The sequence below is a fragment of the Pedobacter sp. genome (assembly GCF_041662865.1).
Classification (GTDB): Bacteria; Bacteroidota; Bacteroidia; order Sphingobacteriales; family Sphingobacteriaceae; genus Pedobacter.
Genome location: NZ_JBAZRL010000013.1, coordinates 20471 through 46335 on the forward strand (window position 1 = coordinate 20471; position 25865 = coordinate 46335).

Annotated in this window: 22 protein-coding genes; 11 read left to right on the plus strand and 11 right to left on the minus strand. The window is 34.0% G+C overall.

Annotated elements, in window-relative coordinates:
- Positions 1–20: 20 nt before the first annotated feature.
- Together WC622_RS06600 and WC622_RS06605 are read right to left on the minus strand one after the other, a co-directional pair.
- Positions 21–2294 (minus strand): aconitate hydratase, encoded by a 2274-nt coding sequence (locus WC622_RS06600; protein WP_372818450.1) that lies wholly within the window; start codon positions 2292–2294, stop codon positions 21–23.
- A gap of 275 nt (positions 2295–2569) precedes the next feature.
- Positions 2570–3226, minus strand: a complete 657-nt coding sequence (locus WC622_RS06605; RefSeq protein WP_372818452.1) for a polysaccharide deacetylase family protein — start codon at positions 3224–3226, stop codon at positions 2570–2572.
- A gap of 82 nt (positions 3227–3308) precedes the next feature.
- Here WC622_RS06605 and WC622_RS06610 point away from each other — a divergent pair, with 82 nt between their 5' ends.
- The 3 genes from WC622_RS06610 (at position 3309) to WC622_RS06620 (ending at position 7208) form a co-directional block, all read left to right on the plus strand.
- Positions 3309–4676: a TolC family protein gene (locus WC622_RS06610; RefSeq protein WP_372818454.1), complete on the plus strand. Its 1368-nt coding sequence runs from the start codon at positions 3309–3311 to the stop codon at positions 4674–4676.
- Positions 4677–4703: 27 nt separating this feature from the next.
- Positions 4704–6065 (plus strand): efflux RND transporter periplasmic adaptor subunit, encoded by a 1362-nt coding sequence (locus tag WC622_RS06615; RefSeq protein WP_372818456.1) that lies wholly within the window; start codon positions 4704–4706, stop codon positions 6063–6065.
- A 144-nt stretch (positions 6066–6209) separates the two neighbouring features.
- On the plus strand, positions 6210–7208 hold the full coding sequence (locus WC622_RS06620; RefSeq protein ID WP_372818458.1) for an NAD(P)H-dependent glycerol-3-phosphate dehydrogenase: 999 nt from the start codon (positions 6210–6212) through the stop codon (positions 7206–7208).
- 9 nt (positions 7209–7217) lie between these two features.
- Here WC622_RS06620 and WC622_RS06625 read toward each other — a convergent pair whose 3' ends face one another.
- Together WC622_RS06625 and WC622_RS06630 are read right to left on the minus strand one after the other, a co-directional pair.
- Positions 7218–7973 (minus strand): hypothetical protein, encoded by a 756-nt coding sequence (locus WC622_RS06625; RefSeq protein ID WP_372818459.1) that lies wholly within the window; start codon positions 7971–7973, stop codon positions 7218–7220.
- Between the two features lie 40 nt (positions 7974–8013).
- Positions 8014–9645, minus strand: a complete 1632-nt coding sequence (locus WC622_RS06630; protein ID WP_372818461.1) for a GMC family oxidoreductase — start codon at positions 9643–9645, stop codon at positions 8014–8016.
- Between the two features lie 122 nt (positions 9646–9767).
- Here WC622_RS06630 and WC622_RS06635 point away from each other — a divergent pair, with 122 nt between their 5' ends.
- Positions 9768–10100 carry a hypothetical protein gene (locus WC622_RS06635; protein WP_372818463.1) on the plus strand — a complete coding sequence of 111 codons (333 nt, stop codon included), beginning with the start codon at positions 9768–9770 and terminating at the stop codon, positions 10098–10100.
- An 81-nt stretch (positions 10101–10181) separates the two neighbouring features.
- On the opposite strand, the gene WC622_RS06640 is transcribed toward WC622_RS06635, so the two are convergent.
- From WC622_RS06640 to WC622_RS06660, 5 genes are all read right to left on the minus strand, one after another.
- Positions 10182–12122: a DEAD/DEAH box helicase gene (locus tag WC622_RS06640; protein ID WP_372818465.1), complete on the minus strand. Its 1941-nt coding sequence runs from the start codon at positions 12120–12122 to the stop codon at positions 10182–10184.
- Between the two features lie 675 nt (positions 12123–12797).
- Positions 12798–13577, minus strand: coding sequence for an enhanced serine sensitivity protein SseB C-terminal domain-containing protein (locus WC622_RS06645; protein ID WP_372818467.1), 780 nt, complete (start codon positions 13575–13577; stop codon positions 12798–12800).
- Between the two features lie 101 nt (positions 13578–13678).
- Positions 13679–14323 (minus strand): hypothetical protein, encoded by a 645-nt coding sequence (locus WC622_RS06650; RefSeq protein ID WP_372818469.1) that lies wholly within the window; start codon positions 14321–14323, stop codon positions 13679–13681.
- Positions 14324–14615: 292 nt separating this feature from the next.
- Positions 14616–15371, minus strand: coding sequence for a hypothetical protein (locus WC622_RS06655; RefSeq protein ID WP_372818470.1), 756 nt, complete (start codon positions 15369–15371; stop codon positions 14616–14618).
- Positions 15372–15830, minus strand: a complete 459-nt coding sequence (locus tag WC622_RS06660; protein WP_372818472.1) for a DUF4293 domain-containing protein — start codon at positions 15828–15830, stop codon at positions 15372–15374.
- A gap of 156 nt (positions 15831–15986) precedes the next feature.
- On the opposite strand from WC622_RS06660, the gene truA reads away from it, so the two are divergent.
- Both truA and WC622_RS06670 read left to right on the plus strand, forming a co-directional pair.
- Complete coding sequence (gene truA / locus WC622_RS06665; RefSeq protein WP_372818474.1) at positions 15987–16742, plus strand: tRNA pseudouridine(38-40) synthase TruA; 756 nt, start codon at positions 15987–15989, stop codon at positions 16740–16742.
- 4 nt (positions 16743–16746) lie between these two features.
- Entirely contained in the window at positions 16747–18537 is a 1791-nt protein-coding gene (locus WC622_RS06670; RefSeq protein ID WP_372818476.1) for an ABC transporter ATP-binding protein, read from the plus strand.
- A gap of 251 nt (positions 18538–18788) precedes the next feature.
- On the opposite strand, the gene WC622_RS06675 is transcribed toward WC622_RS06670, so the two are convergent.
- Positions 18789–19223, minus strand: coding sequence for a hypothetical protein (locus WC622_RS06675; protein WP_372818477.1), 435 nt, complete (start codon positions 19221–19223; stop codon positions 18789–18791).
- A 158-nt stretch (positions 19224–19381) separates the two neighbouring features.
- Between WC622_RS06675 and WC622_RS06680 the strand changes: the two genes are divergently transcribed.
- Entirely contained in the window at positions 19382–20656 is a 1275-nt protein-coding gene (locus WC622_RS06680; protein WP_372818479.1) for a dicarboxylate/amino acid:cation symporter, read from the plus strand.
- A gap of 2 nt (positions 20657–20658) precedes the next feature.
- Here the strand turns inward: WC622_RS06680 and WC622_RS06685 are convergent, their stop codons facing one another.
- The gene (locus tag WC622_RS06685; RefSeq protein WP_372818481.1) at positions 20659–21096 is read right to left on the minus strand and encodes a cupin domain-containing protein; all 438 of its coding nucleotides are present in this window, start codon (positions 21094–21096) and stop codon (positions 20659–20661) included.
- 551 nt (positions 21097–21647) lie between these two features.
- Here WC622_RS06685 and sucD point away from each other — a divergent pair.
- The 4 genes from sucD (at position 21648) to WC622_RS06705 (ending at position 25781) form a co-directional block, all read left to right on the plus strand.
- Positions 21648–22520, plus strand: coding sequence for a succinate--CoA ligase subunit alpha (gene sucD / locus WC622_RS06690; protein WP_372818482.1), 873 nt, complete (start codon positions 21648–21650; stop codon positions 22518–22520).
- A gap of 182 nt (positions 22521–22702) precedes the next feature.
- On the plus strand, positions 22703–23182 hold the full coding sequence (locus WC622_RS06695) for a methionine-R-sulfoxide reductase (RefSeq protein ID WP_372818483.1): 480 nt from the start codon (positions 22703–22705) through the stop codon (positions 23180–23182).
- A 138-nt stretch (positions 23183–23320) separates the two neighbouring features.
- Positions 23321–23707 (plus strand): septal ring lytic transglycosylase RlpA family protein, encoded by a 387-nt coding sequence (locus WC622_RS06700; protein WP_372818485.1) that lies wholly within the window; start codon positions 23321–23323, stop codon positions 23705–23707.
- A 1096-nt stretch (positions 23708–24803) separates the two neighbouring features.
- The gene (locus tag WC622_RS06705) at positions 24804–25781 is read left to right on the plus strand and encodes a ribonucleoside-diphosphate reductase small subunit (protein WP_372818487.1); all 978 of its coding nucleotides are present in this window, start codon (positions 24804–24806) and stop codon (positions 25779–25781) included.
- Positions 25782–25865 lie beyond the last annotated feature (84 nt).

Below are 25865 nucleotides of genomic sequence, written 5' to 3' on the forward strand. Positions count from 1 at the left end.
TTATGATTAGTTGTTAGATTTTACAATCTAGCTGCAGCTTCTCTTCTAATAATATTTAATGCGCCACCAGCTTTAAACCATTCAATTTGTTGCGCATTGTAACTATGATTAACGATAATAGTTTCATTAGTTCCATCTGCATGGTGTAAAACTAGTTGTAAAGGCACATTAGGTGCAAACGTGGTTAAACCAATAATATCTAATGTGTCATCTTCACGAATTTTATCATAATCGTTTTTATCAGCGAAAGTTAAACCTAACATACCTTGTTTCTTCAAGTTTGTTTCGTGAATACGAGCAAATGATTTTACCAATACAGCACGAACGCCTAAGTGACGAGGTTCCATAGCAGCATGTTCACGAGATGAACCTTCACCATAATTCTCATCACCTACAACTACAGAACCTAAGCCTGCAGCTTTATAAGCACGTTGAGTTGCTGGAACTGGACCATATTCGCCAGTTAATTCATTTTTAACATTGTCAGTTTTATCATTAAAGAAGTTAACTGCGCCAATTAACATGTTGTTAGAAATATTATCTAAGTGGCCACGGAATTTTAACCAAGGTCCTGCCATAGAGATATGATCGGTAGTACATTTTCCTTTGGCTTTAATTAATAATTTTAAGCCCTTTAAATCTGTTCCTTCCCAAGGTGTAAATGGATCTAATAATTGTAAACGATGTGAGGTTGGAGATACTAGAACTTGTACACTAGAGCCATCAGCAGCTGGAGCTTGGAAACCTGCATCTTCAACAGCGTAACCATTTACAGGTAATTCATCACCTTTTGGTGGATCTAGCTTTACTTGTTCGCCTTTATCGTTAGTTAATGTATCTGTTAATGGATTGAAACCTAAATTGCCAGCTATCGCAATAGCTGCAACAATTTCTGGAGAAGTTACAAACGCATAAGTATTCGGATTACCATCTGCACGTTTAGCGAAGTTTCTGTTAAATGAGTGAACGATTGTATTTTTCTCTGCTTTTTCTGCGCCAACTCTATCCCACATTCCAATACATGGACCGCAAGCATTAGTGAAAATGGTAGCATTTAAATCTTCAAAAGTTCCTAATAAACCATCACGGTTTGCAGTATAACGGACTTGCTCAGAACCCGGATTAATACCAAATTCGGCTTTAATGCCTAAACCTTTGTCAATAGCCTGTTTTGCAATAGAAGCTGCACGAGATAAATCTTCGTAAGATGAGTTGGTACAAGAACCAATTAAGCCCCATTCTACTTTTAATGGCCATCCATTAGCAGCTGCAACTTCTTTCATTTGAGAAATAGGAGTAGCCAAATCTGGTGTAAAAGGACCGTTCAAATAAGGCTCTAATTCATCCAAATTAATTTCTATTAATTGATCGAAATATTTTTCTGGTTCTGCATACACTTCAGCATCGCCAGTTAAATGTTCTTTTATTTTATTCGCTTCATCAGCAACTTCAGCACGGTTAGTTGCACGTAAATAACGTTCCATGCTTTTATCGTAACCAAAAGTAGATGTAGTGGCGCCAATTTCTGCACCCATGTTGCAGATAGTTCCTTTACCAGTACAGCTTAAGTTTTCTGCACCATCGCCAAAATATTCTACAATAGCTCCGGTACCACCTTTTACAGTTAAAATACCAGCAACTTTTAAAATCACATCCTTAGCAGAAGTCCAACCGTTTAATTTACCTGTTAACTTAATGCCAATTAACTTAGGGAATTTAAGCTCCCAAGGTAAGCCAGCCATTACATCACAAGCATCAGCACCACCAACACCAATAGCAACCATTCCTAAACCACCTGCATTTACAGTATGGCTATCGGTTCCAATCATCATTCCCCCTGGGAAAGCATAATTTTCTAGTACAACTTGGTGAATAATACCAGCACCTGGTTTCCAAAAACCAATACCATATTTATTAGAAACAGAAGCTAAGAAATCAAAAACTTCTTTACTTTCAGTATTGGCATGAGGTAAATCTATAGCAGCACCATCTTTAGCAGTAATCAAATGATCGCAATGTACAGTAGAAGGAACAGCAACTTGTGGCCTGCCTGCTTGCATAAATTGTAACAACGCCATTTGCGCCGTCGCATCTTGCATAGCAACTCTATCTGGTGCGAAATCTACATAATCGGTACCGCGGATAAATGCAGTATTTGCATTTCCGTCCCAAAGGTGTGTGTATAATATTTTTTCTGAAAGTGTTAAAGGTCTACCAACAACTTTACGAGCCGCATCTACACGACTGCTAAAATTTGCATACACCTTTTTGATCATTTCTATATCAAAAGCCATTGATAACTTGGTTTAAAGGTAATCTATTCGTCTAATTGAGAGCGAATTTACAAAAAAAATAGGCTTAATGGTATCATATCTATCTCCTAATTTTATTTAGCATTATTCTAAATAATTTGATTGATGCATGAGAAATATAAAATCTATGTTCGCTATTGAACAGTTTTGTGCATTTACGAACAGTAGTTTGATTTATTGAAAAGATAAAGCGCTGAAATTGAATATAATATAAATAATTTATGGTTTTGGCATTAACTTAGCTTTTAGGGTCGATGTTAAAGTGTACCAAATTGGTATCCTTTTTCACTTAAATATTTTAATACTTTTGGAAGGGCATAGTGTAAACGATCAAAGGCTTTTAAACTATCGTGAAAAACGATAATAGAGCCGTTTTGAGTGTTTTTGATAACGTTTTGATAACATTTTTCTGGAGAGAGTTTGAGATCGAAATCGCCGCTAAGTACATCCCACATTACAATTTGTAGTTGACGGTTTGCAGTTTGCGCTTTGAGAGCTGAGAACTGAGAATTGAAAACTGGTTTAAGCTTCGTAATTTGGCTTTTCTTAATTCTTCCATAAGGTGGACGAAATAAGTTAGTTTGTGTAAGTTGTTGGCATTTTAGTATGTTTTGAATGTAGGTTTCATCATCTGTTTTCCATCCTTTTAGGTGATTAAAAGTGTGGTTACCAATAGCATGACCATCATTTTTTACTCGCTCAAATACCACCGGATGTTTATTAATATTATCTCCAATACAAAAGAATGTAGCTTTTACACCAAAGCTTTTTAAAGTATTTAATACAAAGTCTGTAACATTGGGTATAGGTCCATCGTCAAAGGTTAAATAAACAATTTTTTCCGAGCGGGATTTGTTCCATGTTAAAGATGGATAGAACCATTTGAGTAAAAGTGGAGATTTAACTAGGTACATACCCAAAAGTAATATTTAGGTTGCACTTAAGAAATTTAAAAAATCAATTAATTGTTTATTTATTATTGTGAAACTAATTTTTATGAAACAAGTTGCCAATTTTAGCTTTTTAACCAAGCTTACATTTATTTTATCTTTTGTTATAACGGGGTTTAGCCAAAAAAGCTTTGCGCAAGAAGTAATTACTATACAACAAGCAGTAGATAAAACGCTAACTAATAATTTACAAGTTAAACAGGCTAATTTTAGTGAAAGCCTATCTGATATTAATCTAAAGCAATCTAAATACGCTTTGCTTCCAACCTTAGGTGCAAATTTATCGCAAGATATGCGTTCGGGACGTAACAATCAGGGCGCATCTGGTGTTTATGAAAATACCCAGAATTATAGTTTAAATGGCGGGGCAAGTTCTAACGTTGATTTATTTAGCGGTTTAACAAAAATGAACCAGATTAAACAAAACAAGGTGTTACTTGAAGCCAGTAAAACAAATACTAGTAAGATCAAAAATGATTTAATTCTATCTGTAATTACTTCATATCTCCAAATACTTTATAATAAAGATTTTTTAAAAGCTGCAAACGATCAATTAATAGTAGCCAAACAACAATTAAATCAGCAGCAACAATTATTGGATGTGGGTAACAAAACCTTAGCAGATCTTTCACAAGCTAAATCTCAGGTTGCAACAGCTGAATTAAATGCCACAAATGCAGAAAATGCGTTATCGATTTCTTATTTAACATTAGCGCAATTGATGGATATTCCTTCTTCAACAGTATATGAGGTGCAAGCGCCTGTTATCGATAACATAAACACTCCAAACGGAAAATACAATGCCGAAGAAATTTATGCAAATGCAAGTGCTATGTTCCCAGATATCAAATTGGCAAGTTTGAATACAGAAGCCGCAAAAATTGCTGTTAAAATTGCTAAAGGAAGTTTGTTGCCAACACTTTCATTTAATGCGAGCTATGGAACGGGTTATTTTTACAATTATAATTTTAATCCACAATATCCAAATGCATCGTTTTCAAATCAATTGAATAATAACATCTCAAAAGGTGTTGGTATGAGTTTATCTATTCCTATATTTAATGGACTTCAGATAAAATCTAATTACAGAAGGGCTAAAATCAATTTGATGCAAACTGAAACTGACGAACAGTTGGCAAAAAATAACCTGAATAAAGTTATTTATCAGGCAGTTGCAGATTTAAAAGCTGCAGAAGGTCGTTATGCATCTACAACCAATGCATTTACGGCTCAAAAAGATGCTTATTATGTAATTGAACAACGCTATAACGTAGGTTTGGTAAATTCATTGGATTATAGCACTGCTTTAACAAACAAAAACAAAGCAGAAATAGATATGATACAAGCTAAATATGATTTAATATTTAGAGCAAAAGTAATTGATTATTACTTAGGCAAACAGATTACATTTTAATAAACAAAACAATACTTATACATAATTATGAAACTTAAACACATTTTAATTGGCGTTGGTGTACTGCTTGTACTGTTAGTAGTTGCAAAACTTACAGGTCTTATTGGCGGCGAACAAATTGAAAAAGTAACTGTAGAAAAAGCAGGCAGTAAAAAAGTAGTAGAAACGGTAACCGCTAGTGGAAAAATACAACCAGAAACAGAAGTTAAATTAAGTTCGGAAGTTTCTGGAGAGGTTACTCAGCTTTTGGTTAAAGAAGGTGATGTAGTTAAGAAAGGTCAATTGCTTTGTAAAGTTAGACCAGATGTTTTGCAATCTGGTTATGAAAGAGCAGTTGCTTCATATAACTCTCAAAAAGCAAGTGTTGCCGCCTCTCAACAACAGTTAATACAAACACAAGCTAATTTTGTAAATGCAGAAGCTACTTACAAACGTAATGTAGAGTTGTATAATAGAAAAGTTATTTCTGCTTCAGAATTTGATGCAGCAAAAGCAGCTTATTTAACTGCAAAAGCAAATTTAGCGAGTGCAAAAGAAAACGTTACAGGTGCAAAATTTGGGTTAGAGCAAAATGGAGCAAATGTAAAAGAAGCAGGTGCAAACTTAGCTAAGACAACTATTTATTCTCCAGTTGATGGTGTAGTTTCTAAATTATCAATTGAATTGGGAGACCGTATTTTAGGAACTTCCCAAATGGCAGGTACAGAGATTATGCGTATTTCTAACTTAACAACCATGGAAGTAAATGTGGATGTGAACGAGAATGATATTAATCGTGTAAATGTAGGCGATAGTGCTTCAGTTGAAGTTGATGCCTTTGCAGATAAGAAATTTAAAGGCATAGTTACTGAAATTGCAAGTTCATCAACTAGTGTGGGTACAGCAAATACTTCGGTAGATCAAGTAACTAACTTTTCTGTTAAAGTTCGTTTAATTGCAGATTCATATAGTACAGTTAAAGGTGGCGCAAAAGATTTACCATCGCCATTTAGACCAGGTCTTTCTGCAACGGTGGATATTGAAAGCGAATCTGTAACAGGATTAGCAGTTCCTATTCAATCTGTATTTACTAGCGATAAAGATAAGTCAACTGATCCAATGGCAAATGCAGGAAATGATCAGAATCAAGATAAACAAAAAACTAAATTGACTGATAAAAAAGTAAAACAGTTTGTATACTTATTTGACAGCAAATCTTCGACAGTGAAACAAGCGGAAGTAACAACTGGTATTCAGAATGATCAATTCATAATTGTTAAAACAGGACTAAAAGATGGTCAAGAAATTGTTTCTGGTCCATACTCTGCTATTCAAAACAAGTTAAAAGATGGTATGAAAGTAGAGAAAACCACTAAGGATAAGCTATTTACTACTGAGAAGAAAAAGTAATATCCAAAATCATATTAATTAAGTATTTTTGACGCTTAGGTAAGGTTTAAAATAAATGCGCATATGAGCATTTATTTTAAACCTTTTGCCTTTAGAATAGTTTTGAGCTTAAGTATTTGCTCTTATTCTTAACCTTAATAAATTATGATACCTAAAATTGCAATGATTGGTGGCGGAAGTTGGGCCACTGCGATTATCAAAATGTTGTCGGATAATTTTTCTGAGAAAGAAATTTTTTGGTGGATGCGCAATGAAGAAGCGATAACGCATATCAAAGCATTTAAACACAATCCTAATTATCTAAGTTCTGTAGAAATTAAAGTCCCTCAAGAAAATATCTCATCAGATATTCGTTCCATTATTGCAGCTGCAGATTACTTAATTTTAAATGTTCCAGCAGCTTTTTTAAAAGAAAGTTTAAAGAATGTAAGTCCAGCAGATCTAAAAGGTAAGAAAATTGTTTCTGCTATTAAAGGTATCGTCCCAGATGAAAATCAAATCATTGGCGAATTTATTAATCAAAAATACAATGTTCCGCTAACGGATATTCTGGTAATTAGCGGACCTTGTCATGCTGAAGAAGTTGCACTAGAGAAACTATCTTATTTAACCATTGCAAGTGTAGATGTAGACTTGGCAGATCGTTTTGCAAAGTTCTTAAATACTAGATATATCAAAACTAATGTATCTGATGATATTTTTGGAACAGAGTATGCTGCGGTATTGAAGAATATTTATGCAGTAGCAAGTGGTATTTGCCATGGATTAGGATATGGAGATAACTTTCAAGCAGTATTAATTTCTAACGCGATAAAAGAAATAAAGGATTTTGTTGATGCAGTACATCCAATAGATAGAGATATTAAAGAGTCTGCTTATTTAGGAGATTTATTGGTAACTGCTTATTCACAATTTAGTCGCAACCGTACCTTTGGAAACATGATAGGGAAGGGTTATACCGTTAAGTCTGCCCAATTAGAAATGAATATGATTGCCGAAGGTTATTATGCAGCAAGTTGTATGCATTTTATCAATAAAAAATATAAAGTTGAAATGCCTATTAGCCGGGCTGTATACGCAATTTTATATGAAAAACATTCTCCACATATAGAGATGGCATTATTGACAGAGAAATTGAAGTAAGGTTAGGAATTACTTTGGTAATATATTGCTCGTTTTATGCTGTTGTTGATATGAAATAGAAATCAGAATAGCCATAAAACTAACAGATACTATAGAAGTAGCTAAGGTTCCGAGTTCTAATCCTCCTTTTGATAATGGCTTTGTTAAAAAATCGCCAAAAGTTGCACCAAATGGTCGCGTAAAAATAAAGGCAACCCAGAATAAAAACACATGATTTATTTTTGAATAATAATGGAGGATTACTACAACTAAAATAATTGCACCAGTTATTAAAGCGCCAGTTAAATAGCCTAAACCCATATTGTCGCTTAAAAAATCACCAAATGCTGTACCTAAACTATTCGAGAAAAGAATAGCTATCCAATAATAAATTTCTTTTGGTCGTTCTGTAATGGGGCATACTTCTAGGTTCTTGTATCGTTTATGCCATAAAAATAGCGTTAAGAGCAAACCGCTAATTAAAAGTAAACTGCCCAAAGCATAGCCTAAATGTAATGTTCTATCAATATAATCAGAAATTTCAGTGCCTAATGTAGTTGTGCCAACTATAACCAGCAAATAAATTGCAGGAATATATTTCTTTACAGACAGTTGTGTAAATAAAATCACTAAAAAGAATACCAACGTAATTGCAATGCCAACTGTATAACCTAAATTAAGTGTTATAGAAATAAAATCGCCTAGTGTTTCTCCCAGTGTTGTCGCTACTATCTTTAGTAACCAAAATAACAAAGTGAGTTTGGCAACTTTATTTAGGCTTTTCATTTTTATGGGGTAGTTTAAGTTTCTTTGTTTTCTATTATTCTTAGCTTTCAACATTGTTTGAGTTTATTTCTAATATCATATCCGCAGCTTTTTCGGCAATCATATATACAGGTGCATTCGTATTGCCCGACACAATTGTGGGCATAATCGAGGCATCAACTACACGTAAATTTGAAATACCTTTAACGCGTAATTGTTCATCTACAACTGCCATTTCATCATTTCCCATTTTGCAGGTACCCACAGGGTGATAAACGGTTTCCATAATTTTTTGTATATGCAGTAAAATAGCTTCATCACTACTATAATCTGGTGGACAAATGATCTTCTTTCTATAAGGAGAAAACGCTTGGGCTTGTAAAACTTCTATCGCTTTTTTAGTAGCTTCTATCATTACCCTTTTGTCATCTTCATCACTTAAAAAATTAGGCTGTATAACTGGAAAATCAAGTGGATTATTACTTCGTAAAGTTAAATAACCTCTACTTTTTGGTCGAAGTAAAGTAGGCAAAATGGTAAAACCATCCTCACTTACCGGAAATGATTTTAAATTATACACATCGGTTAAATATTCATTGCCAACATGGACCGCAGTAAATTGAAATTGATAATCTACGCGATCTGGATTTACCGAAGTGCTGCCAAAAGCCACAGCTTCTAAAGGGCCAATAGTTAATGCGCCTTTTTTAAAAAGAAGATAGTTTGCAATATCTAGTACTTGGTTTAAAGGTTTGATGTGATGATTTTGCCCTTCTTTTACAGTTGCTAAAGCACTTACTGCGAAAAACAAATGATCTTGTAAATTTTTGCCCACACCTGGTAAATGCTGAATGCATCCTATTCCGAAACGACTTAATTCTTCTTTATCACCAATGCCCGAAAGCATTAATAATTGTGGAGATGCAAATGCACCGGCCGAAAGAATAACCTCTTTATTGACAAAGATCTCTTGCGTTGTATTTTTGTCAGTTAGTATTTCAACGCCGATTGCTTTGCCATTTTTTACAATTACTTTTTTAGTATGTGTATGGGTAAGCAGTGTTAAGTTACTTCGGCTAAGGGCAGGCTTTAAAAAAGCTACAGCTGCACTATTTCTCTTTCCATCTTTTATATTAAATTGAAAAAAGCCAGCACCTTCTATTTTTTCGCCATTGTAATCATCATTTTTAGTAAAACCAACTTGCTCGCAAGCATTTACAAAAGCAGTAGCAAATGGTGTTTTAAATTGCTTTGCAAAACTAACATTTAACTCGCCGTTTTGTCCGTGGTAAGGGTTATGAATATCTTCGTTATGTTCTGATTTTTTGAAATAAGGCAAAACCTCATCATAACTCCAACCTTTATTTCCTAGTGCCGCCCAATCATTATAATCACTTTTATCGCCACGTACATAAGCCATTGCATTGGTAGAGCTACAACCGCCTACTACTTTCCCTCTGGGTAAATAAATTTTTCTGCCTAAAGCGTGTTCCTGTGGTTCGGTCCAATAACCTCTCCAATCTACATTGCTTTTATGTAGTTTCGAATAACCTCCAGGGATATGAATTTCTAGTTTTTTATCCTTTCCACCCGCTTCAATTAACAATACTTTATTTGATGAATTGGCAGAAAGGCGATTGGCTAACACGCAGCCAGCACTTCCCGCACCAATAATAATGTAATCGTAAGTCATAACATATGATAATCCAAATTAAATATACAATGAAATGCCGATTTATAGATGTTGTATTCGTTTTTCAAATAGATTTTGAAACAATATAATTTCCTCTATGTTATATATAAAAATCAAAGATCATGAAAACGAAAAAATATTTAATAGGTAGTTTAGCTGCTATGGCTATGATAGCCTCTGTGAGCTTTAGTACAAGTGCGCAAGAGAAAAAAACTGAAGCAGGGAAAGTAATACAAAAGACTGGTAAAGTTGCTAAAAGTGTAGGAAATAAAACTGCTGAAGTTGCAGTAAAAGGAACAGCAAAAGTTGTTGATGCAAAGTTTAAAGGTAAAATGGCGCCAGATGGTTCCGATGTTTATATTGATGGTAAAAACAATAAATATTACATCAATAGTAAAGGAGCAAAGATTTATTTAAAAGCTAGCCAAATTAGAAATAGACCAGCGGGGAAGTGATTTTGATAAGTTGTGTAGTGTAAACAAAGAAAGCCTCGACAATTTGTCGAGGCTTTCTTTGTTTTATAAGGTTCGTGCGTATTAAGATCTACGTCTTCTTTCGCCACCACCGCCTTCGCGTCTTCCGCTACCGCCAGTGTTTCCACCTTTATCATCACGGCTACGACCAGAGAAATCTCTGAAACCGCCACCAGTGTTTCCACCTTCACGTCTTCCGCTTCCGCCACCGCTGCTTCTTCTATCTCCGCCACCACTTCTTCTCTCACCACCACCAAAACCGCCGCCTCCGCTTCTTCTTTCGCCACCACCGTAGCCACCTCTTCTTTCGCCGCCACCACTTCTTCTTTCACCACCTTCGCTTCTGCCGCCAACTGGTGCATCGCCGCTTTTTTCAATCCTTACTTCACGGTTGTTAAATTTAACATCCTTAAAGTTGGTGAATAAAGCATCAACAGTATCGTTTTCTACTTCAATGAAAGAATAAACACCTTTCAAATCTATTTTACCAACTGCTTTACCAGAAATTTTTCCGTTATTACAAACAAAACCTAATAAGTCGCCTCTTGTAAATTCATCTACAGAACCAACATTGATAAACAAACGAGTATAGTTGCTGTTGTCGAAGTTTCTTGAACCGCGTTCACCACGCTCTCCTCTTTCGCCACGCTCACCTCTATCACCACGATCATCTGCAGAAGAGTTTAAATCTGGTGCGTTAGCGTAGTAATCTAAGAAACGATTAAATTCTAATGAAGCAAATTTCTTAATTATATCTTCTTTGCTTAATTCAGCAAATTCATCCATAATTCTTGGAATATACTGATCAATTTGCTCAGAATTTACTTCCACATTGTGAACCTTGTGAATTAATGAGAACAATTGTTTTTCGCAAACATCAAAGCCTGTAGGTAATTCTGCTTTTGTAAATTGTTTGCCAATAATTCTTTCAATCTGACGAATTTTACCAATTTCTTTTGAATTAACGATACAGATAGAGATACCAGTTTTACCAGCACGACCTGTACGGCCAGAACGGTGAGTATAACTTTCTATTTCATCAGGTAAAGAATAGTTAACTACGTGAGTTACATTATTTACATCGATACCCCGAGCAGCAACATCTGTAGCAATTAATAATTGCATATTACGATCGCGGAAACGTTGCATTACTTTATCACGTTGTTGTTGCGATAAATCGCCGTGTAAAGCATCAGCATTGTAACCATCTTTAATTAAGTGCTCAGCAACATCCTGTGTATCCAATTTGGTTTTACAGAATACTACGGCAAAAATTTCAGGGTTAAAATCTACAATCCGTTTTAAAGCAGCGTATTTATCACGAGCACGAACAATATAATATTCGTGTTCAATGTTTACGTTACCTGCATTTTTTGTACCCATGGTTAATTCTACAGGGTTTTCCATGTAGTTTTTAGCAATACGACGTACCTCAGGAGGCATAGTTGCAGAGAATAACCATGTTTTTTTATCGTCTGGTGTAGTTGATAAAATGTCGTTAATGTCTTCTTGGAAGCCCATATTTAACATTTCATCTGCCTCATCCAATACTACATATTTAACGTTAGTAAAATCAATGGCTTTACGGCCAATAATATCTAACATACGGCCGGGCGTGGCCACTACTATTTGTACGCCATTGCGTATTTCACGTAGTTGTTGCATAATGTTAGCGCCACCGTAAACGGCAACCACATGTGCATTAGGCGTGTTTTTTGAGAAATTCTTGATGTCGTTTGTAATCTGTAGACAAAGTTCACGCGTAGGGCACAAAATTAGTGCTTGCGGTTTATTTACTTTAAAGTCTATTAATTCTAACAGCGGCAAACCAAATGCGGCTGTTTTTCCTGTTCCTGTTTGGGCCAAACCAACAAAATCGTTATTGCCTTCTAACAGTACAGGAATAGATTGCTCCTGAATAGGCGTAGGGTTTTCAAAACCTAGCTCTTTTACGGCATTAACAACGTCATCACTTATCCCCAATTTACTAAATGGGTTTATCATTATAACATTTTTTAATTAAGCCGCAAAGGTACGGTTAATAATCCGTATTTTACAGAGTGTCAAGCAAATAGTTTTAGGAAGGAAATTTATTGATAAAGAGAGAGTTGACATTTTCAAATTTATTTAGCCGACCATATTTCACCTTGCCAGCTCGTTGTAATTGATTTCGCTGCAGTAAAAAAAGATTTTTTACATTTTTCGCTTGAAATAAATTGGTTTACCTGTTCGGTTAAATTTTTAAAAACCTGTTCACGAACTATTCCCTAATGCTCACTTTTGAGTAAATTAAAATATGTCTCAATAGAATAGTATTCTATTTTAATTTGCTGATAAGAATTCGACATATCATATGTGTTTGTACCGATCAAGCAAAGTGTATAATCATCCTCTCCTTTAAATACATCAATATTATAGGTAGAAATTGATTTTTTTGGGTTGTCATTATCAATGATAAAAGTTAGCCACTCATTTAGCGTTTTAAAGCGAGAAATAAATCCTAATTTTTAGGGTTCTAAATCATCCTCTTCTACGATAAAGTTACCATGTATTATTTTGACAGATTCTTGATCATTAATATCCATATTATTTAATATTACAATCTGTAAATATTTGAAATTTAAGTTACTATAAATATTTGTTACTAGTTTATAGGCCTAGGTAAATGAATAACTTGTTTTATCGTTGATAAAAAGGATTCGTCTCATTAACAAAATAGTCGCTAATTCCACTTTTGTTGTCAATTTGAATGAAATCTATAATATCTTCAGTGTTTAAAAATTGTTTTGCTGTAAAACCAGCCTCATTTGTAATGCTTTGAGTTTCTCCTTCTATATCAAGTGCAAAAATATAATGTGGCGGCTCTCCAGAAGAAGGATTAAAAATCCATCCTAAATATGCTTTCTTAACAGTTGGTTTATTTGAGAATAATATTTTAAGGGAGCTTACAATATCCTTCGGATAATTTGCGGGCTGTCCAAGTTGAACTTTTGTTTCTTTCTCAACTACAATTTTTTTATGATTGTCAGTTAATATAGTTCCACTAAGCATACTTTCAATTTCATTTGGAAGTAATTCTTTTCCATAGTCGGAATATGGATTTATTATAAAAGTAGCACCTTTAGCAAGATTAAATAGATCCTCACCTTTCATTTCTAAAAATGAAACTTCTTCTTTTATAACTCCTTTATCAAATATTTTTTCTGTTGATGTAAAAACTGGAATTATTCCATCATGAAATGAGTAAATATTTACGTTAGTATCTTTCTCTAAGGTCTGGGGCCCATTATTAAGCATTGCTTTAGTAGTTAAAACCACTAATTTTTCAGAAAGCAGTTTTTTATAAAATTCTGGTCGATAAGCGGCTTCTGTTGCAGCTTTTCTTAAGGTAGTTTCAAGTTGATTTTCATTATTAACATGTGGCGTTGTTTTCTTTTTAAATATGTCAAATAATCCCATACTGTAATTTTTAAATAATTATAAGATTTTTCAAGTTAGTAATATGGAAGTATTTACAATAGCGTTTCATTTTCCATATTACCAAACTGATATCTTATTTTTTATTTTTTATTTATTTCTGGATTTGGTAACGCAATAAAATCCGCAACATATTTCGCCCTGTTTGATTTTAAGTCAGTTAGAAATGCTGTAATATCTTGTCCATACCCACGTTTACTCAAAGCAAAAAGCAGCACACCTTTGCTTCCAGCTTTGTCAGTGTAATTACTATAACGATAAGTATTCCATTCTGCAATTGCATTTGGATCTCCATTTCCTGTACTTAATATAAAGTCTAATAAAATTTCGTTTGTGTTTTTGTTTTCTGAAACTTGATAGTTGACCATTTTATCTGTGGCTTTCCTTGCATTCAATTCTTGAATTTTTTGAGTAACTGCGTCTTTTGGAGTAATATTTCCAGTCGCCAACTCTATCATGATCATTTGCTTATATTTGTCGGCAATATTGTCTTTAGGTATAAACTCCTGTTTATAGTAGTTATTAGATGGATGAGAACTCCACGACAAATTGAAATCAGTTTCATTAAAGTTTATTTGTTCAGGCGTATTTAAAAAATTCTCAACCTTTACTAGTTCATTTGGTGTACTTTTCATTTCTTCTGTAATGTTCTGTTTAACATTCTTATCCGAATTATTGCAAGATGTTAATGCCAATAAAACTGAAATTCCTAAAATTAATTTTTTCATGTTTTGTTTTTATAAATGTTTGTTCTTAAATAGTAAGCTTATTCTTTTGCCTAAACTTTATTTTATGCAATTTCTGCATGCTGCTAGATGAAGTAAATTAAAGTAATTAGCGTATTTGCCAAGCGGCTGGCAAGGAAACGAAGCATCTCCACAAAAAGTATAGTAGTGTGCTTAATAGTGCCAAAGAAATTTTATATACCTCATTTAAGATAGTATGAATGAGATATAATAGTGGAAAGAATCTTCACCAACAATGGAAATGAATAACTTGTTGTATTTGCTGCAGTTTTGATTAGATATGTATGTCCCTTAGCATATGCGCCAATATAGGCTCACATTTTTCTTTACAACATGGATAAAACTCTTTGTGTTTCCATGTGGCTGATTTAGGCGACAAACCCCACCAAAATTCTGTTAATGCTAAAGGTTTCAATTGATATTGAAAGGCATATTGTAATAATTTTGGACCAGCACATTCACCAGCACCTGCTGGAGGATTTTTATAACCTGCGCTTTTAAAAATAGCTAGTAAGCTCTTTTCTTCGCCAGCCTGATTTAAAAAATAATACTGATTAAATATTTCCTTTTGCAAAGCAATAGAATGTTCTTTGCGTTTGGTTTTTAACTTTTTGATTTCTTCCTTATCATCATCAACGTTTAATGCTTTTATTTCTAAATTGATAGCATTCAGTTCCTCCATTCCTCTGTTCAAGAAACTGTTCTCAGTAAGTAAATCAAATATGGGTGGTACAAATTTTGAATGGCTATTTGAACCTGCTAGTTTACCGGAAAACGCTGCTAGATAGCCAATTTTTCCTATTGAATTTTGAACTACTAAAATGCCAAACATTTTACCGATTATAGCTCCATCCACTTTATTTAGACCAAAGTTATGTTGCCATTCGTTTTGGGTTTGTAAATAATTTTGCAATTCTTCAGCAGCAATTAAACAAAGTGGATGAGGTTCATCGCCTTGCATTAACATGAATTTTGCGGGCAAAGTATACTTATCTATTGCTTGTGTAAAATTGATGAAGAGGTCTGTCATTTACCTCAACCTATCTGCAGATCTTAATAATTTTTCATCATTATTAATTCCTCTTATAGCTAAAATGATAAAAAAGATGGCTATAACTGGCAAAAACATACCAACGCTATAGTTTGCTGTATCTAATCCTCCTGGAATTTTTTTAGCATATTGACTGCACCAGAAAGATAATCCAATAATTAAAACAGCCGATGCCATACAAATTCTCTTTTGGATAGTTCTTTTTTTGAAGTTAAAAATATTTACAAAACACATAATGACTACTGCAATAGTGCTAATAAACAAAGGCAAAAAAGATTCAACTTGCTTAGTCAGACTGCCAGTTTTTTGATATAAACCACTAGCAATAATGTGGTATTCTATGCCGCCGATATTTGCAGTAACCATAGGTATAAAAAGTAGGCAGCAAATAGTTAAGCCTGCCAATAAAAGCCATATCGATTGTATTCTTTGTATCATAAGTCTGAAATATTTTAACAAACTTAGCAAAAACTTGCTGCTAAAAGCAAGTGTTGAGGTCTCTCTTCAGCAATAAAAAATAATTAACTGAAGAAATATAGATTAAAAGGTAAATACTAGCATGCGCAAATAGGTAGAAAAAAGTATTTTTGTGCATTGAGATATTTTATAGAATTAAGTTATGATGGTACAGATTTCCACGGTTGGCAAACACAACCTAACGGGATAACTGTGCAGGAGTGTTTAGACAAAGCATTAACAACGTGTTTTCGGCAAAGTATTATTTCATTGGGCTGCGGTAGGACCGATGCAGGTGTACACGCAACCCAGTTTTATGCGCATTTTGACGTAGCGGATTTGCCAGAAACAACTGTTATTAGTTCGATAACAAATCTTAATTCATTATTACCTTATACCATTGCAGTAAAACGAATTTTTGCCGTAAGCGATGAAGCACATGCCCGATTTGATGCTACTGCTCGGGCGTATCAATATCATTTACACTTTGAAAAGGATCCTTTTAAAATCAATCGGTCTTGGTTGTTTAAAGGGAAGTTGGATTTTGATAAAATGAATGAAGCAGCTCAATTGTTATTGAATTTTACAGATTTCTCTTGCTTTAGCAAATCGAAAACTCAAACGTTTACCAACAACTGTAAAATAACCAAAGCCAGTTTTGAGAAAATAGAAGGAGGACTAATTTTTACCATTAAAGCTGATCGCTTTTTAAGAAATATGGTAAGAGCAATTGTTGGGACCTTAATTTTAGTGGGTAAAGGAGATATTGAAATAGCAGAAGTTGCACAAATTATAGAAAGTAAAAACAGAAGCAATGCCGGGCAATCTGTACCAGCTTGTGGATTGTATTTAGTTGCCATTGAATATCCATTTATTCCATCATCAAAAAACTAAAAGAATGTCTAAAATAACTGGAGATGCGTTTAATGTTAGCCTACTTAAAAGAGTTTTTGAGTATGTAAAACCGTATCGAAAAACATTTGTATGGTCGGTGGTTTTAACACTTTCATTAGCTATCATTACTCCTGTTAGACCATTTTTAATTGGTTATGCTCTAGATAAATTCATTCTTTTAGGGAATTACAAAGGCTTGGTGCAAATGACCATTTTGATGATTGTTTTATTGCTTTTGCAAACAGGAATTCAATACAGCCAAACGTTGCTAACCAATACTTTAGGGCAATCTGCAATTAAAGATTTAAGAATAAATGTATTTAATCACATTAGTCGTTTACGGCTTAAATATTTTGACCAAACACCAATTGGACAATTAATTACTAGGACTGTTTCCGATTTAGAAACTATAGCAGATATTTTCTCAGAAGGATTAATTGCCATGGTAGGCGATTTATTACAAGTAGTTGTAATTATAGCTTGTATGTTGTGGATAGATTGGGAATTGACGCTAATCGTTTTATTGCCAATTCCGTTTTTAATTGTGGCTACTCGTATTTTTCAAAAATCGATAAAGGTTGCTTTTCAAGAGATTAGAACAGAAGTTTCTAACCTGAATACCTATTTACAAGAACATATCAGTGGTATTTCTATCATCCAATATTTTGCTAGGGAAGAACAAGAATACAATAAGTTTAAAAAAATTAATTCTCGTTACCGCGATGCCAACATCCGCTCCAATTGGTATTATTCTATTTTCTTTCCAGTAGTTGAGCTTATTTCTGCCCTATCTTTAGGTTTATTGATTTGGTATGGATCTAAAATGATTTTAGAAAAACCACTAGATGTAGAGCCTGGAACAATTACCACGTTTATTATGTTCATCAACATGCTTTTTAGACCAATTAGAGAGTTTGCCGACAAATTTAACACCTTGCAAATGGGTATGGTTGGAGCAGAACGTGTTTTTAAAGTTTTAGATACCAAAGAAACCACAGAGAATAAAGGAACATACGCTCCAGAGAAAATGCAAGGAGCAATTAGCTTCAATAAAGTTTGGTTTAGTTATAATCAAGATGAAGAGGTTGAACAGGAAAATTATGTCCTAAAAGATATTTCTTTCGAAGTTAAGGCTGGTCAAACTGTTGCTTTGGTGGGTGCGACTGGAGCAGGAAAATCATCAACTATTAATATTTTAAATCGTTTCTACGAAATACAAAAAGGCGAAATTAAAGTAGACGGTGTACCCATTAAGGAGTATGAATTAGGCTATTTGCGTAGTCACATTGCTACTGTATTGCAAGATGTTTTTCTGTTCTCTGATACAATTTTTAATAATATAACGCTTAACAATCCGTCAATTACGTTTGATGAAGTTGTTGATGCCGCTAAAAAAGTGGGCGCTCATGAATTTATTGAACGTTTACCTGGAGGCTATCATTACAATGTGATGGAACGTGGTGCGACACTTTCTGCTGGGCAGGCACAACTCATTTCATTTATTAGAGCATTAGTTTATCAGCCTTCAATTTTAGTGTTAGATGAAGCTACCTCATCGGTTGATACCGAAACAGAAATGTTGATACAAAGCGCCATAGAAAAACTAATGCAAGGCAGAACTTCCATTGTGATTGCACATCGTTTATCAACCATTCAAAAAGCCAATTTAATTATCGTATTAGATAAAGGAGAAATCAAGGAGAAAGGTACACACCAACAATTGTTGAAGCTTGATGGCTATTATAAACGTTTGTACGATTTACAATTTTCATCTGTTGGTATAGCTAAGACTTAGAAATTGTTTAAATTTCATTCCAATAAATCATATTCGATTGTCATCCTTAGCTTGTTGAAGGATTTGCATAAGGGTCTTCGATATGCTCAGACTAACAGAATATAAAATAACTACCGTCTTTCCATGAAAGTGGGGATCTTAAGACTTCTGCATTACGATTGCCAGTCAAGCTGGCAATGACGCCAATAAAGAGGCTTCGCAAAGATGTGTTTACATGGTAAGATAAATCGACAAGTTCAGGATGATATCAATTATTTAATCAACTGATCTTCAATAACAGTTTTCGTTACCGTTGTACCCACAGTTACTGTAGTCTCTGTAGCCAAACCAATACTCGTGTTTCTTACAAAACTCAATTTTTGTGTATATGCGGGCGTTCCAGAAAAAGTAATGTTATCACCTGTGGCATCAATACTGTACGTTCGAGTAGAAATTGCAGTTTTGTTCTGTTTAACAACTTTTCCGTCAGCACTAAAAACTAAAGTGTCAATTGGATTATACTTAACCGTATCAGGATTTCCAGCAACGTTATTCGTATAAATAGTTTTAATGGTGTATTTAAGTGGCCACTTACCAATAAGTTGTTGTTGTACCAATTCTTTCGCATCAACATCTTCTTTTTTACAGGCATAAATAGTAAATGTTAAGCCAGCTAAAAGTATAAGTATGATTTTTATTTTTTTCATGGTATAACAAAGATAGTTCATTTGTTTAAAAATTCGTGGTCTTGATTCCCTTACAATAACAATAAAACAATACTATCTTATCCAATGCAAATGCAATTTCTAAAAAAATAGGATGTCAATAAAAAATGTTCCTATCTTCAATTCTTATTCAAACTAAAATGAAGTCAATTTTATCTAATTTAACCTTTCAAGTTTTAGTAGCCATCACTTTAGGCGTTTTGGTGGGTGTTTTTTATCCAGGATTTGCCCCTCATGCCGAATTAATTAGCAAGAGTTTTATTAACATGATTAGCATGTTAATTGCTCCAATTATATTCTTTACCATTGTTTTAGGTATTGCCCACATGGGCGATATGAAGAAAGTTGGACGCGTAGGTGGTAAAGCATTATTGTATTTCGAAATCGTAACCACCATTGCCATCATCATCGGTTTGGTAGTAGCAAATGTGTTAAAGCCAGGTATAAATGTGCAAGTGCCACCAGGCGATGTAGCTAAAATTGCTACCTACACCGCACAAGCGGGAGAAATTAACTGGTTAGAATTTATTGCTCATATTATCCCTAAAAATATATTCGAAGCATTTACCAAAGGTGAAATTTTACAGATCTTATTCTTTGCAATTTTGTTTGGTTATGGTCTAAGTAAGATGGGCGAAAAAGGTCATTCCTTAATTAGCAGCTTCGATAAAATTTCAAAAGTATTATTCAACATTATGAAAGTAGTAATGCGGTTTGCGCCAATCGGTGCTTTCGGTGGAATGGCTTTTAGTGTTGGTAAATATGGTTTAGGTACTTTATTGCCAATGGCGAAACTAATGGGCTCTGTTTACCTAACCTGTTTCCTGTTTATTTTTGTAGTGTTAAATGGCATCTGCAGATATTATAAATTCAGCTTGTGGCAATATTTAAAATACATTCGTCAAGAAATATTAATTGTTTTAGGAACATCTTCATCCGAATCGGTACTACCAAGTATGATGAAAAAGATGGAAGATATTGGTTGCGATAAATCTGTTGTAGGTTTAGTAATCCCTACTGGATATTCTTTTAACCTTGATGGTACAGCAATTTATTTGGCAATGGCCGTTATCTTTTTAACCCAAGTTTTTAATGTCGATTTATCCATTGGTGAACAAATTTCTATCATGGCTGTATTAATGGTCACCTCTAAAGGAGCAGCTGGTGTTACCGGAAGTGGGTTTATTGTATTGGCAAGTACGCTTACTGCTTTAAAAATTATGCCAGTAGAACATATTGCAATTTTATTAGGGGTTGATCGCTTTATGAGCGAAGCAAGAGCAATTACCAACATGATTGGAAATGGAATTGCAACCATTGTTATCGCTAAAAGTGAAAATGAATTTGATCAACAAAAATATTTAAAAGCAATTAGTCCAGCAGCGATAGAAAAAGCAGAGGAAGATCATTTCTAGACCTATTTCTTCCCATAAACAATTAATATCGTCAAATCAGTATTTGGGTTTGGCTCTATGCTATGAGAACTTCCTGGTCTCGTCAGAATAGCGTCTCCAGGTTTTACCGAGAAAGTTTCGCCATTCATTTTCATTTTACCATTTCCACTCAACACATAATAAATTTCATCTTCCTTTTGCAAATGATACCCAATAGAAGAACCCGCTTTTAGCGTTCTTTTTCTGAAAACCGTTTTTAAGTTTTTAGCATCACCAAAAAAATTATAACCAATCGTTTTTCCTCCACCGTTGTGTGTGCCTGGCTCTTCTTTAGCAACATTCACATCATTTTGAAGAATGAATTTACTGGTGTCTGTACTTTGTGCAGATGCAAGATTTTGTATCCCGATAAAAAAAAGGGAGAAAATAAAACTGATGTAAAAAGAGGAAATCTTTTTCATGTTGAGATTAGAGTTTAAGTAAATTTAAATCTTTTTTGCAAGAACACGGATGAAAATGTTTCGGTGGTGAATAAACAAACATGAAAAAGGAAGAAGTCCTCCTTTGTATTAATAAAAAAGACCTCTTTTGATCTGCTTCGTGTTAACATAATACTATCACCATAATTAATCCGCATCTAGTCCGCATTATTGATTAAAAACGCGGACTAGATGCGGACTAGATGCGGACTAGCTCTTAAGATGACCTAAGCAAACCCCTGTTTGTTCTAGACTAGATTTTTGGTTATGCTTGGTTTCTCCCGCCAACGGTTATATTGTAATACCAGTCTTCGCCTCACCATCTCACGCAAATCATGGCTCACTTCCATGAGCCATAGCGGTGGCGAGCTAAAAAAATGATATTTACTCGTACTTCTGCCATGATTGGTGCCCATAATAATCCTATAAGCATCAGCATAAAATGTAATAAATACCGATATGATAAATTATCTGCCAATTGCATTTGACAATCCATTTCAATTACCTTAGATTTGCACAAAAAAATAGATATAATGAGTGTTTTAGTAAATAAAGATTCAAAAGTAATTGTTCAAGGATTTACCGGTAATGAAGGTACGTACCATGCAGAGCAAATGATAGCTTACGGTACAAACGTTGTTGGCGGGGTAACACCTGGTAAAGGTGGTCAAACGCACTTAGACAGACCAGTATTTAACACTGTAAAAGACGCGGTTGATAAGGCTAGTGCTAATGTATCTATTATATTTGTACCACCAGCATTTGCTGCAGATGCAATTATGGAAGCTGCAGAAGCTGGTATTAAAGTTATTGTTTGTATTACAGAAGGTATTCCTACTAAGGATATGATTGCTGTAAAATCTTATATAAACGGAAGAGATTGCCGTTTAATTGGTCCTAACTGTCCAGGTGTAATTACTGCTGATGAAGCTAAAATTGGTATCATGCCTGGCTTTATTTTCAAAAAAGGTACAGTTGGTGTGGTTTCTAAATCAGGTACCTTAACTTACGAAGCAGTAGACCAAGTAGTAAAAGCTGGTTTAGGTATTACAACTGCAATTGGTATTGGTGGCGATCCGATTATCGGAACAACGACTAAAGAAGCTGTAGAATTGTTAATGAATGATCCAGAAACTGAAGGTATCATCATGATTGGTGAAATTGGTGGTGGTATGGAAGCTGAAGCAGCATTATGGATTAAAGCAAATGGTACTAAACCAGTTGTTGGTTTCATCGCTGGCCAAACTGCGCCTCCAGGACGTAGAATGGGTCATGCTGGTGCAATTGTTGGCGGTGCCGATGATACAGCTGCTGCTAAAATGAAAATTATGGCTGAGTGCGGAATTATCGTAGTAGAAAGCCCAGCAGAAATTGGTGAGGCAATGGCTAAAGCGTTAAAAAAATAAAATTGATTTAAAATCAATCGTAAAAGCGTTTCATAGTATGGAACGTTTTTTTTGTGCCCAAAAAGTTATTAAAACCTTACGTTGGCGTGAAAAACAAAGCCCGGCGATTATTTATATTTGTATAAGCGGCATTAAAATCCAAACCTTAACGCAAAACGTATATGTTTAAAAACATAACACACATGAAAGGAATAATCAATAAAACAGTATTAGCATTAAGTCTGTTATTTTTAACAAGCTTAGTTGCTTGCGCACAGAAACAAGAAAAAATACCTCCATCTAAAACTACTAAGAAAATGGAATACAATAAATTAACCAAAGAAGAAGAAGACGTTATTGTTCGTAAAGGAACAGAATATCCAGGTACGGGTAAATATGATAAATTTAACGAAAAGGGCACTTATACCTGCAAACGTTGCAACGCTGCTTTGTATAGATCAGATTCTAAATTTGATGCACATTGCGGATGGCCATCTTTTGATGATGAAATTAAAGGTGCGGTAAAACGTGTGCCAGATGCTGATGGACAACGCACAGAAATTGTTTGTTCAAATTGTGGTGCTCATTTAGGTCACGTATTTGTAGGCGAAGGTTTAACCTCAAAAAACACACGTCATTGTGTAAATTCAATTTCAATGAATTTTGTGCCAGATAAAAAGTAATACAATTAATTGATTTTAAAAATGCTCAGATTTATCTGGGCATTTTTTTTGCTTTGCCAGGGCGATGAATAGATGAGTTTCATGTAAAGAAACTCGCAACTTCCTAAATGGAACTCATTTTGTATATTTGATTTGCCTATGAAAAATAAATTGAAACTTTTGCTACTCTTTTGCATTGCCTCTTTGTCAGTAAAAGCACAAAATTTACCTGCAAAACAACCCGATACCGTTGTAAAAACTATTTACACATCTTATTATGCCAAAAAGTTTGAAGGCAGGAGAACAACTAGCGGTGAAAGATACAGAGCGGCGAAATTAACAGCTGCGCATTTAACACTTCCCTTTGGTACATTAATTAAAGTGAGGAACCTAGTGAATGGTAAAACGGTTACAGTTAGAGTAAACGATCGAGGTCCACATAGCAAGAAATTTTCCTTAGACTTATCACAGTCAGCGGCCAAAGCCATAGGCATTTACAGACTAGGTTATGCCAAAGTAGAGATCACCTATGTGCTCTCTAAATAATTTTAATAATTCTTGTGTTATAACACATTTTTTAAAATTATTAACACTCATTTCGATTCCCTAAGTGCTTAAAAAGAAATAATTAGCTTTTTTCCATGTTGTTTATGGCCGAATTTTGATGAGAATTACGATCCAAATCAACAACATGTTAACAACTTTACAGCTCAAAAAATCGCACAACTTCTATCTTTGTAATAAGAAAGTCAGCTAGTTATGACCAAAAAGGTGAGCTTTTTCTCGCAAAAAAAGCAAACCAAAGAGAGAAGGCGTAATTCTTAAAGATTTTATCTTCCAAAAGTAAAATCAAATTATCTTATTTTTTCTTTTGCCCGGGTCCATACCGGGCTTTTTATTTTTTACGATAATCTCCATCTTTAAGACATAGCAAAAGTAAATAGTTTTATTCTTGTTTTATTAAAAAGTAGTTACTTTTTATAAACATTTGATGATATCAATAAATATGTATTTAAATTGTACATAACGATAATTTTCTAGAAAAATATAAAAACTGTGGAGAACTTATTTGCATATAAGGTTACTTCAATTTGTTAAATGTGCACTTTTATTACTGACTTAATAAATATTTTATATTATTAAATGTCTTTGCAAAATTGATTTTGTCTTTCTTCACAGGTGATATTTTTTTACGAGCTAATGATATCCTGTTATAACACATTTTTTAAAATTATTAACACTCATTTCGATTCCCTAAGTGCTTAAAAAGAAATAATTAGCTTTTTTCCATGTTGTTTATGACCGAATTTTGATGAGAATTACGATCCAAATCAACAACATGTTAACAACTTTACAGCTCAAAAAATCGACCAACTTCTATATTTGTTAAAGAAAGTTCTTTAAAGGAATCCACTCACAATATTATTTAAATACTTAATATTTAGTTGTTTAAAAAGCGTTAAAAATTCAATGTTTTTTAAAAGTTTAAACTAAGTACTCCAGATGTTGGCGGCGTGATTTTGATAAAGCTTTTAGGTTAAGGGGTTTAACATAGTTTTAAAGAATAAGGCAAATTTTTACTTGCACTACAAAACTAATTAACCTGTAAATGCAATTTCTGAACGTTAAAAAACTAAAACTTATGCAGCAAGAACAAGAATTACTATTAAAAGAAAACAAAGATCGTTTTGTTCTACTCCCAATTAAATATCCCGCCATTTGGGAGATGTATAAAAAAAGTGAAGCGAGTTTTTGGACAGCAGAAGAAATTGATTTATCCGATGATCAAAAACATTGGGATAATTTAAATGATGGCGAAAGACATTTCATTTCTCACATTTTAGCTTTTTTCTCTGCTAGTGATGGTATTGTAAACGAAAACTTAGCTGTAAACTTTATGAGCGAAGTTCAGTTACCAGAAGCACGTTGTTTTTATGGTTTCCAAATTATGATGGAAAATATCCATGCTGAAACCTATGCGTTGTTAATTGACACATACATTAAAGATCCAGATGAAAAAGATCATCTATTCCATGCAATTGATACTGTTCCGGCAGTAAAAAGAAAAGCAGAATGGGCTTTACGTTGGATTGAAAATGGAACTTTTGCAGAGCGTTTAGTAGCGTTTGCTGCGGTAGAAGGGATTTTCTTTAGCGGTAGTTTCTGTTCTATTTTTTGGTTGAAAAAACGTGGTCTAATGCCAGGTTTAACCTTTAGCAACGAATTAATTTCTAGAGATGAAGGTATGCACTGCGAATTTGCTTGCTTGCTGTATAGTATGCTAGAAAATAGATTAAGCGAAAAACAAGTGCATGATATCATCCGTGATGCGGTAGAAATTGAAAAAGAATTTATTACCGATGCTTTGCCAGTAGCCTTAATTGGAATGAATGCCAAATTAATGAGCCAATATATTGAGTTTGTAGCGGATAGATGGGTAGGTGAGTTAGGCTATAAAAAAATATATAATGCGTCAAATCCATTCGATTTTATGGAGATGATTTCACTACAAGGAAAAACAAATTTCTTTGAGAAAAGAGTAGGTGATTATCAAAAAAGTGGAGTATTAACCTCTACAGAAGATAAAGCAGCTGCATTTTCACTAGATGACGATTTTTAATTAGAGTTAAAGACAAAAGGTTAGGGCTTTGTCTGGTACTTGAAACTATATAATAGAAATAATTTAAAACCTGGTGCCGCTATT

Coding starts and splice junctions, on each gene's coding strand:
- WC622_RS06600 (WP_372818450.1), bottom strand. CDS start 2,294: ATGGCTTTTGATATAGAAATGATCAAAAAGGTGTATGCAAATTTTAGC.
- WC622_RS06605 (WP_372818452.1), bottom strand. CDS start 3,226: ATGTACCTAGTTAAATCTCCACTTTTACTCAAATGGTTCTATCCATCT.
- WC622_RS06610 (WP_372818454.1), top strand. CDS start 3,309: ATGAAACAAGTTGCCAATTTTAGCTTTTTAACCAAGCTTACATTTATT.
- WC622_RS06615 (WP_372818456.1), top strand. CDS start 4,704: ATGAAACTTAAACACATTTTAATTGGCGTTGGTGTACTGCTTGTACTG.
- WC622_RS06620 (WP_372818458.1), top strand. CDS start 6,210: ATGATACCTAAAATTGCAATGATTGGTGGCGGAAGTTGGGCCACTGCG.
- WC622_RS06625 (WP_372818459.1), bottom strand. CDS start 7,973: ATGAAAAGCCTAAATAAAGTTGCCAAACTCACTTTGTTATTTTGGTTA.
- WC622_RS06630 (WP_372818461.1), bottom strand. CDS start 9,645: ATGACTTACGATTACATTATTATTGGTGCGGGAAGTGCTGGCTGCGTG.
- WC622_RS06635 (WP_372818463.1), top strand. CDS start 9,768: ATGAAAACGAAAAAATATTTAATAGGTAGTTTAGCTGCTATGGCTATG.
- WC622_RS06640 (WP_372818465.1), bottom strand. CDS start 12,122: ATGATAAACCCATTTAGTAAATTGGGGATAAGTGATGACGTTGTTAAT.
- WC622_RS06645 (WP_372818467.1), bottom strand. CDS start 13,577: ATGGGATTATTTGACATATTTAAAAAGAAAACAACGCCACATGTTAAT.
- WC622_RS06650 (WP_372818469.1), bottom strand. CDS start 14,323: ATGAAAAAATTAATTTTAGGAATTTCAGTTTTATTGGCATTAACATCT.
- WC622_RS06655 (WP_372818470.1), bottom strand. CDS start 15,371: ATGACAGACCTCTTCATCAATTTTACACAAGCAATAGATAAGTATACT.
- WC622_RS06660 (WP_372818472.1), bottom strand. CDS start 15,830: ATGATACAAAGAATACAATCGATATGGCTTTTATTGGCAGGCTTAACT.
- WC622_RS06670 (WP_372818476.1), top strand. CDS start 16,747: ATGTCTAAAATAACTGGAGATGCGTTTAATGTTAGCCTACTTAAAAGA.
- WC622_RS06675 (WP_372818477.1), bottom strand. CDS start 19,223: ATGAAAAAAATAAAAATCATACTTATACTTTTAGCTGGCTTAACATTT.
- WC622_RS06680 (WP_372818479.1), top strand. CDS start 19,382: ATGAAGTCAATTTTATCTAATTTAACCTTTCAAGTTTTAGTAGCCATC.
- WC622_RS06685 (WP_372818481.1), bottom strand. CDS start 21,096: ATGAAAAAGATTTCCTCTTTTTACATCAGTTTTATTTTCTCCCTTTTT.
- sucD (WP_372818482.1), top strand. CDS start 21,648: ATGAGTGTTTTAGTAAATAAAGATTCAAAAGTAATTGTTCAAGGATTT.
- WC622_RS06695 (WP_372818483.1), top strand. CDS start 22,703: ATGAAAGGAATAATCAATAAAACAGTATTAGCATTAAGTCTGTTATTT.
- WC622_RS06700 (WP_372818485.1), top strand. CDS start 23,321: ATGAAAAATAAATTGAAACTTTTGCTACTCTTTTGCATTGCCTCTTTG.
- WC622_RS06705 (WP_372818487.1), top strand. CDS start 24,804: ATGCAGCAAGAACAAGAATTACTATTAAAAGAAAACAAAGATCGTTTT.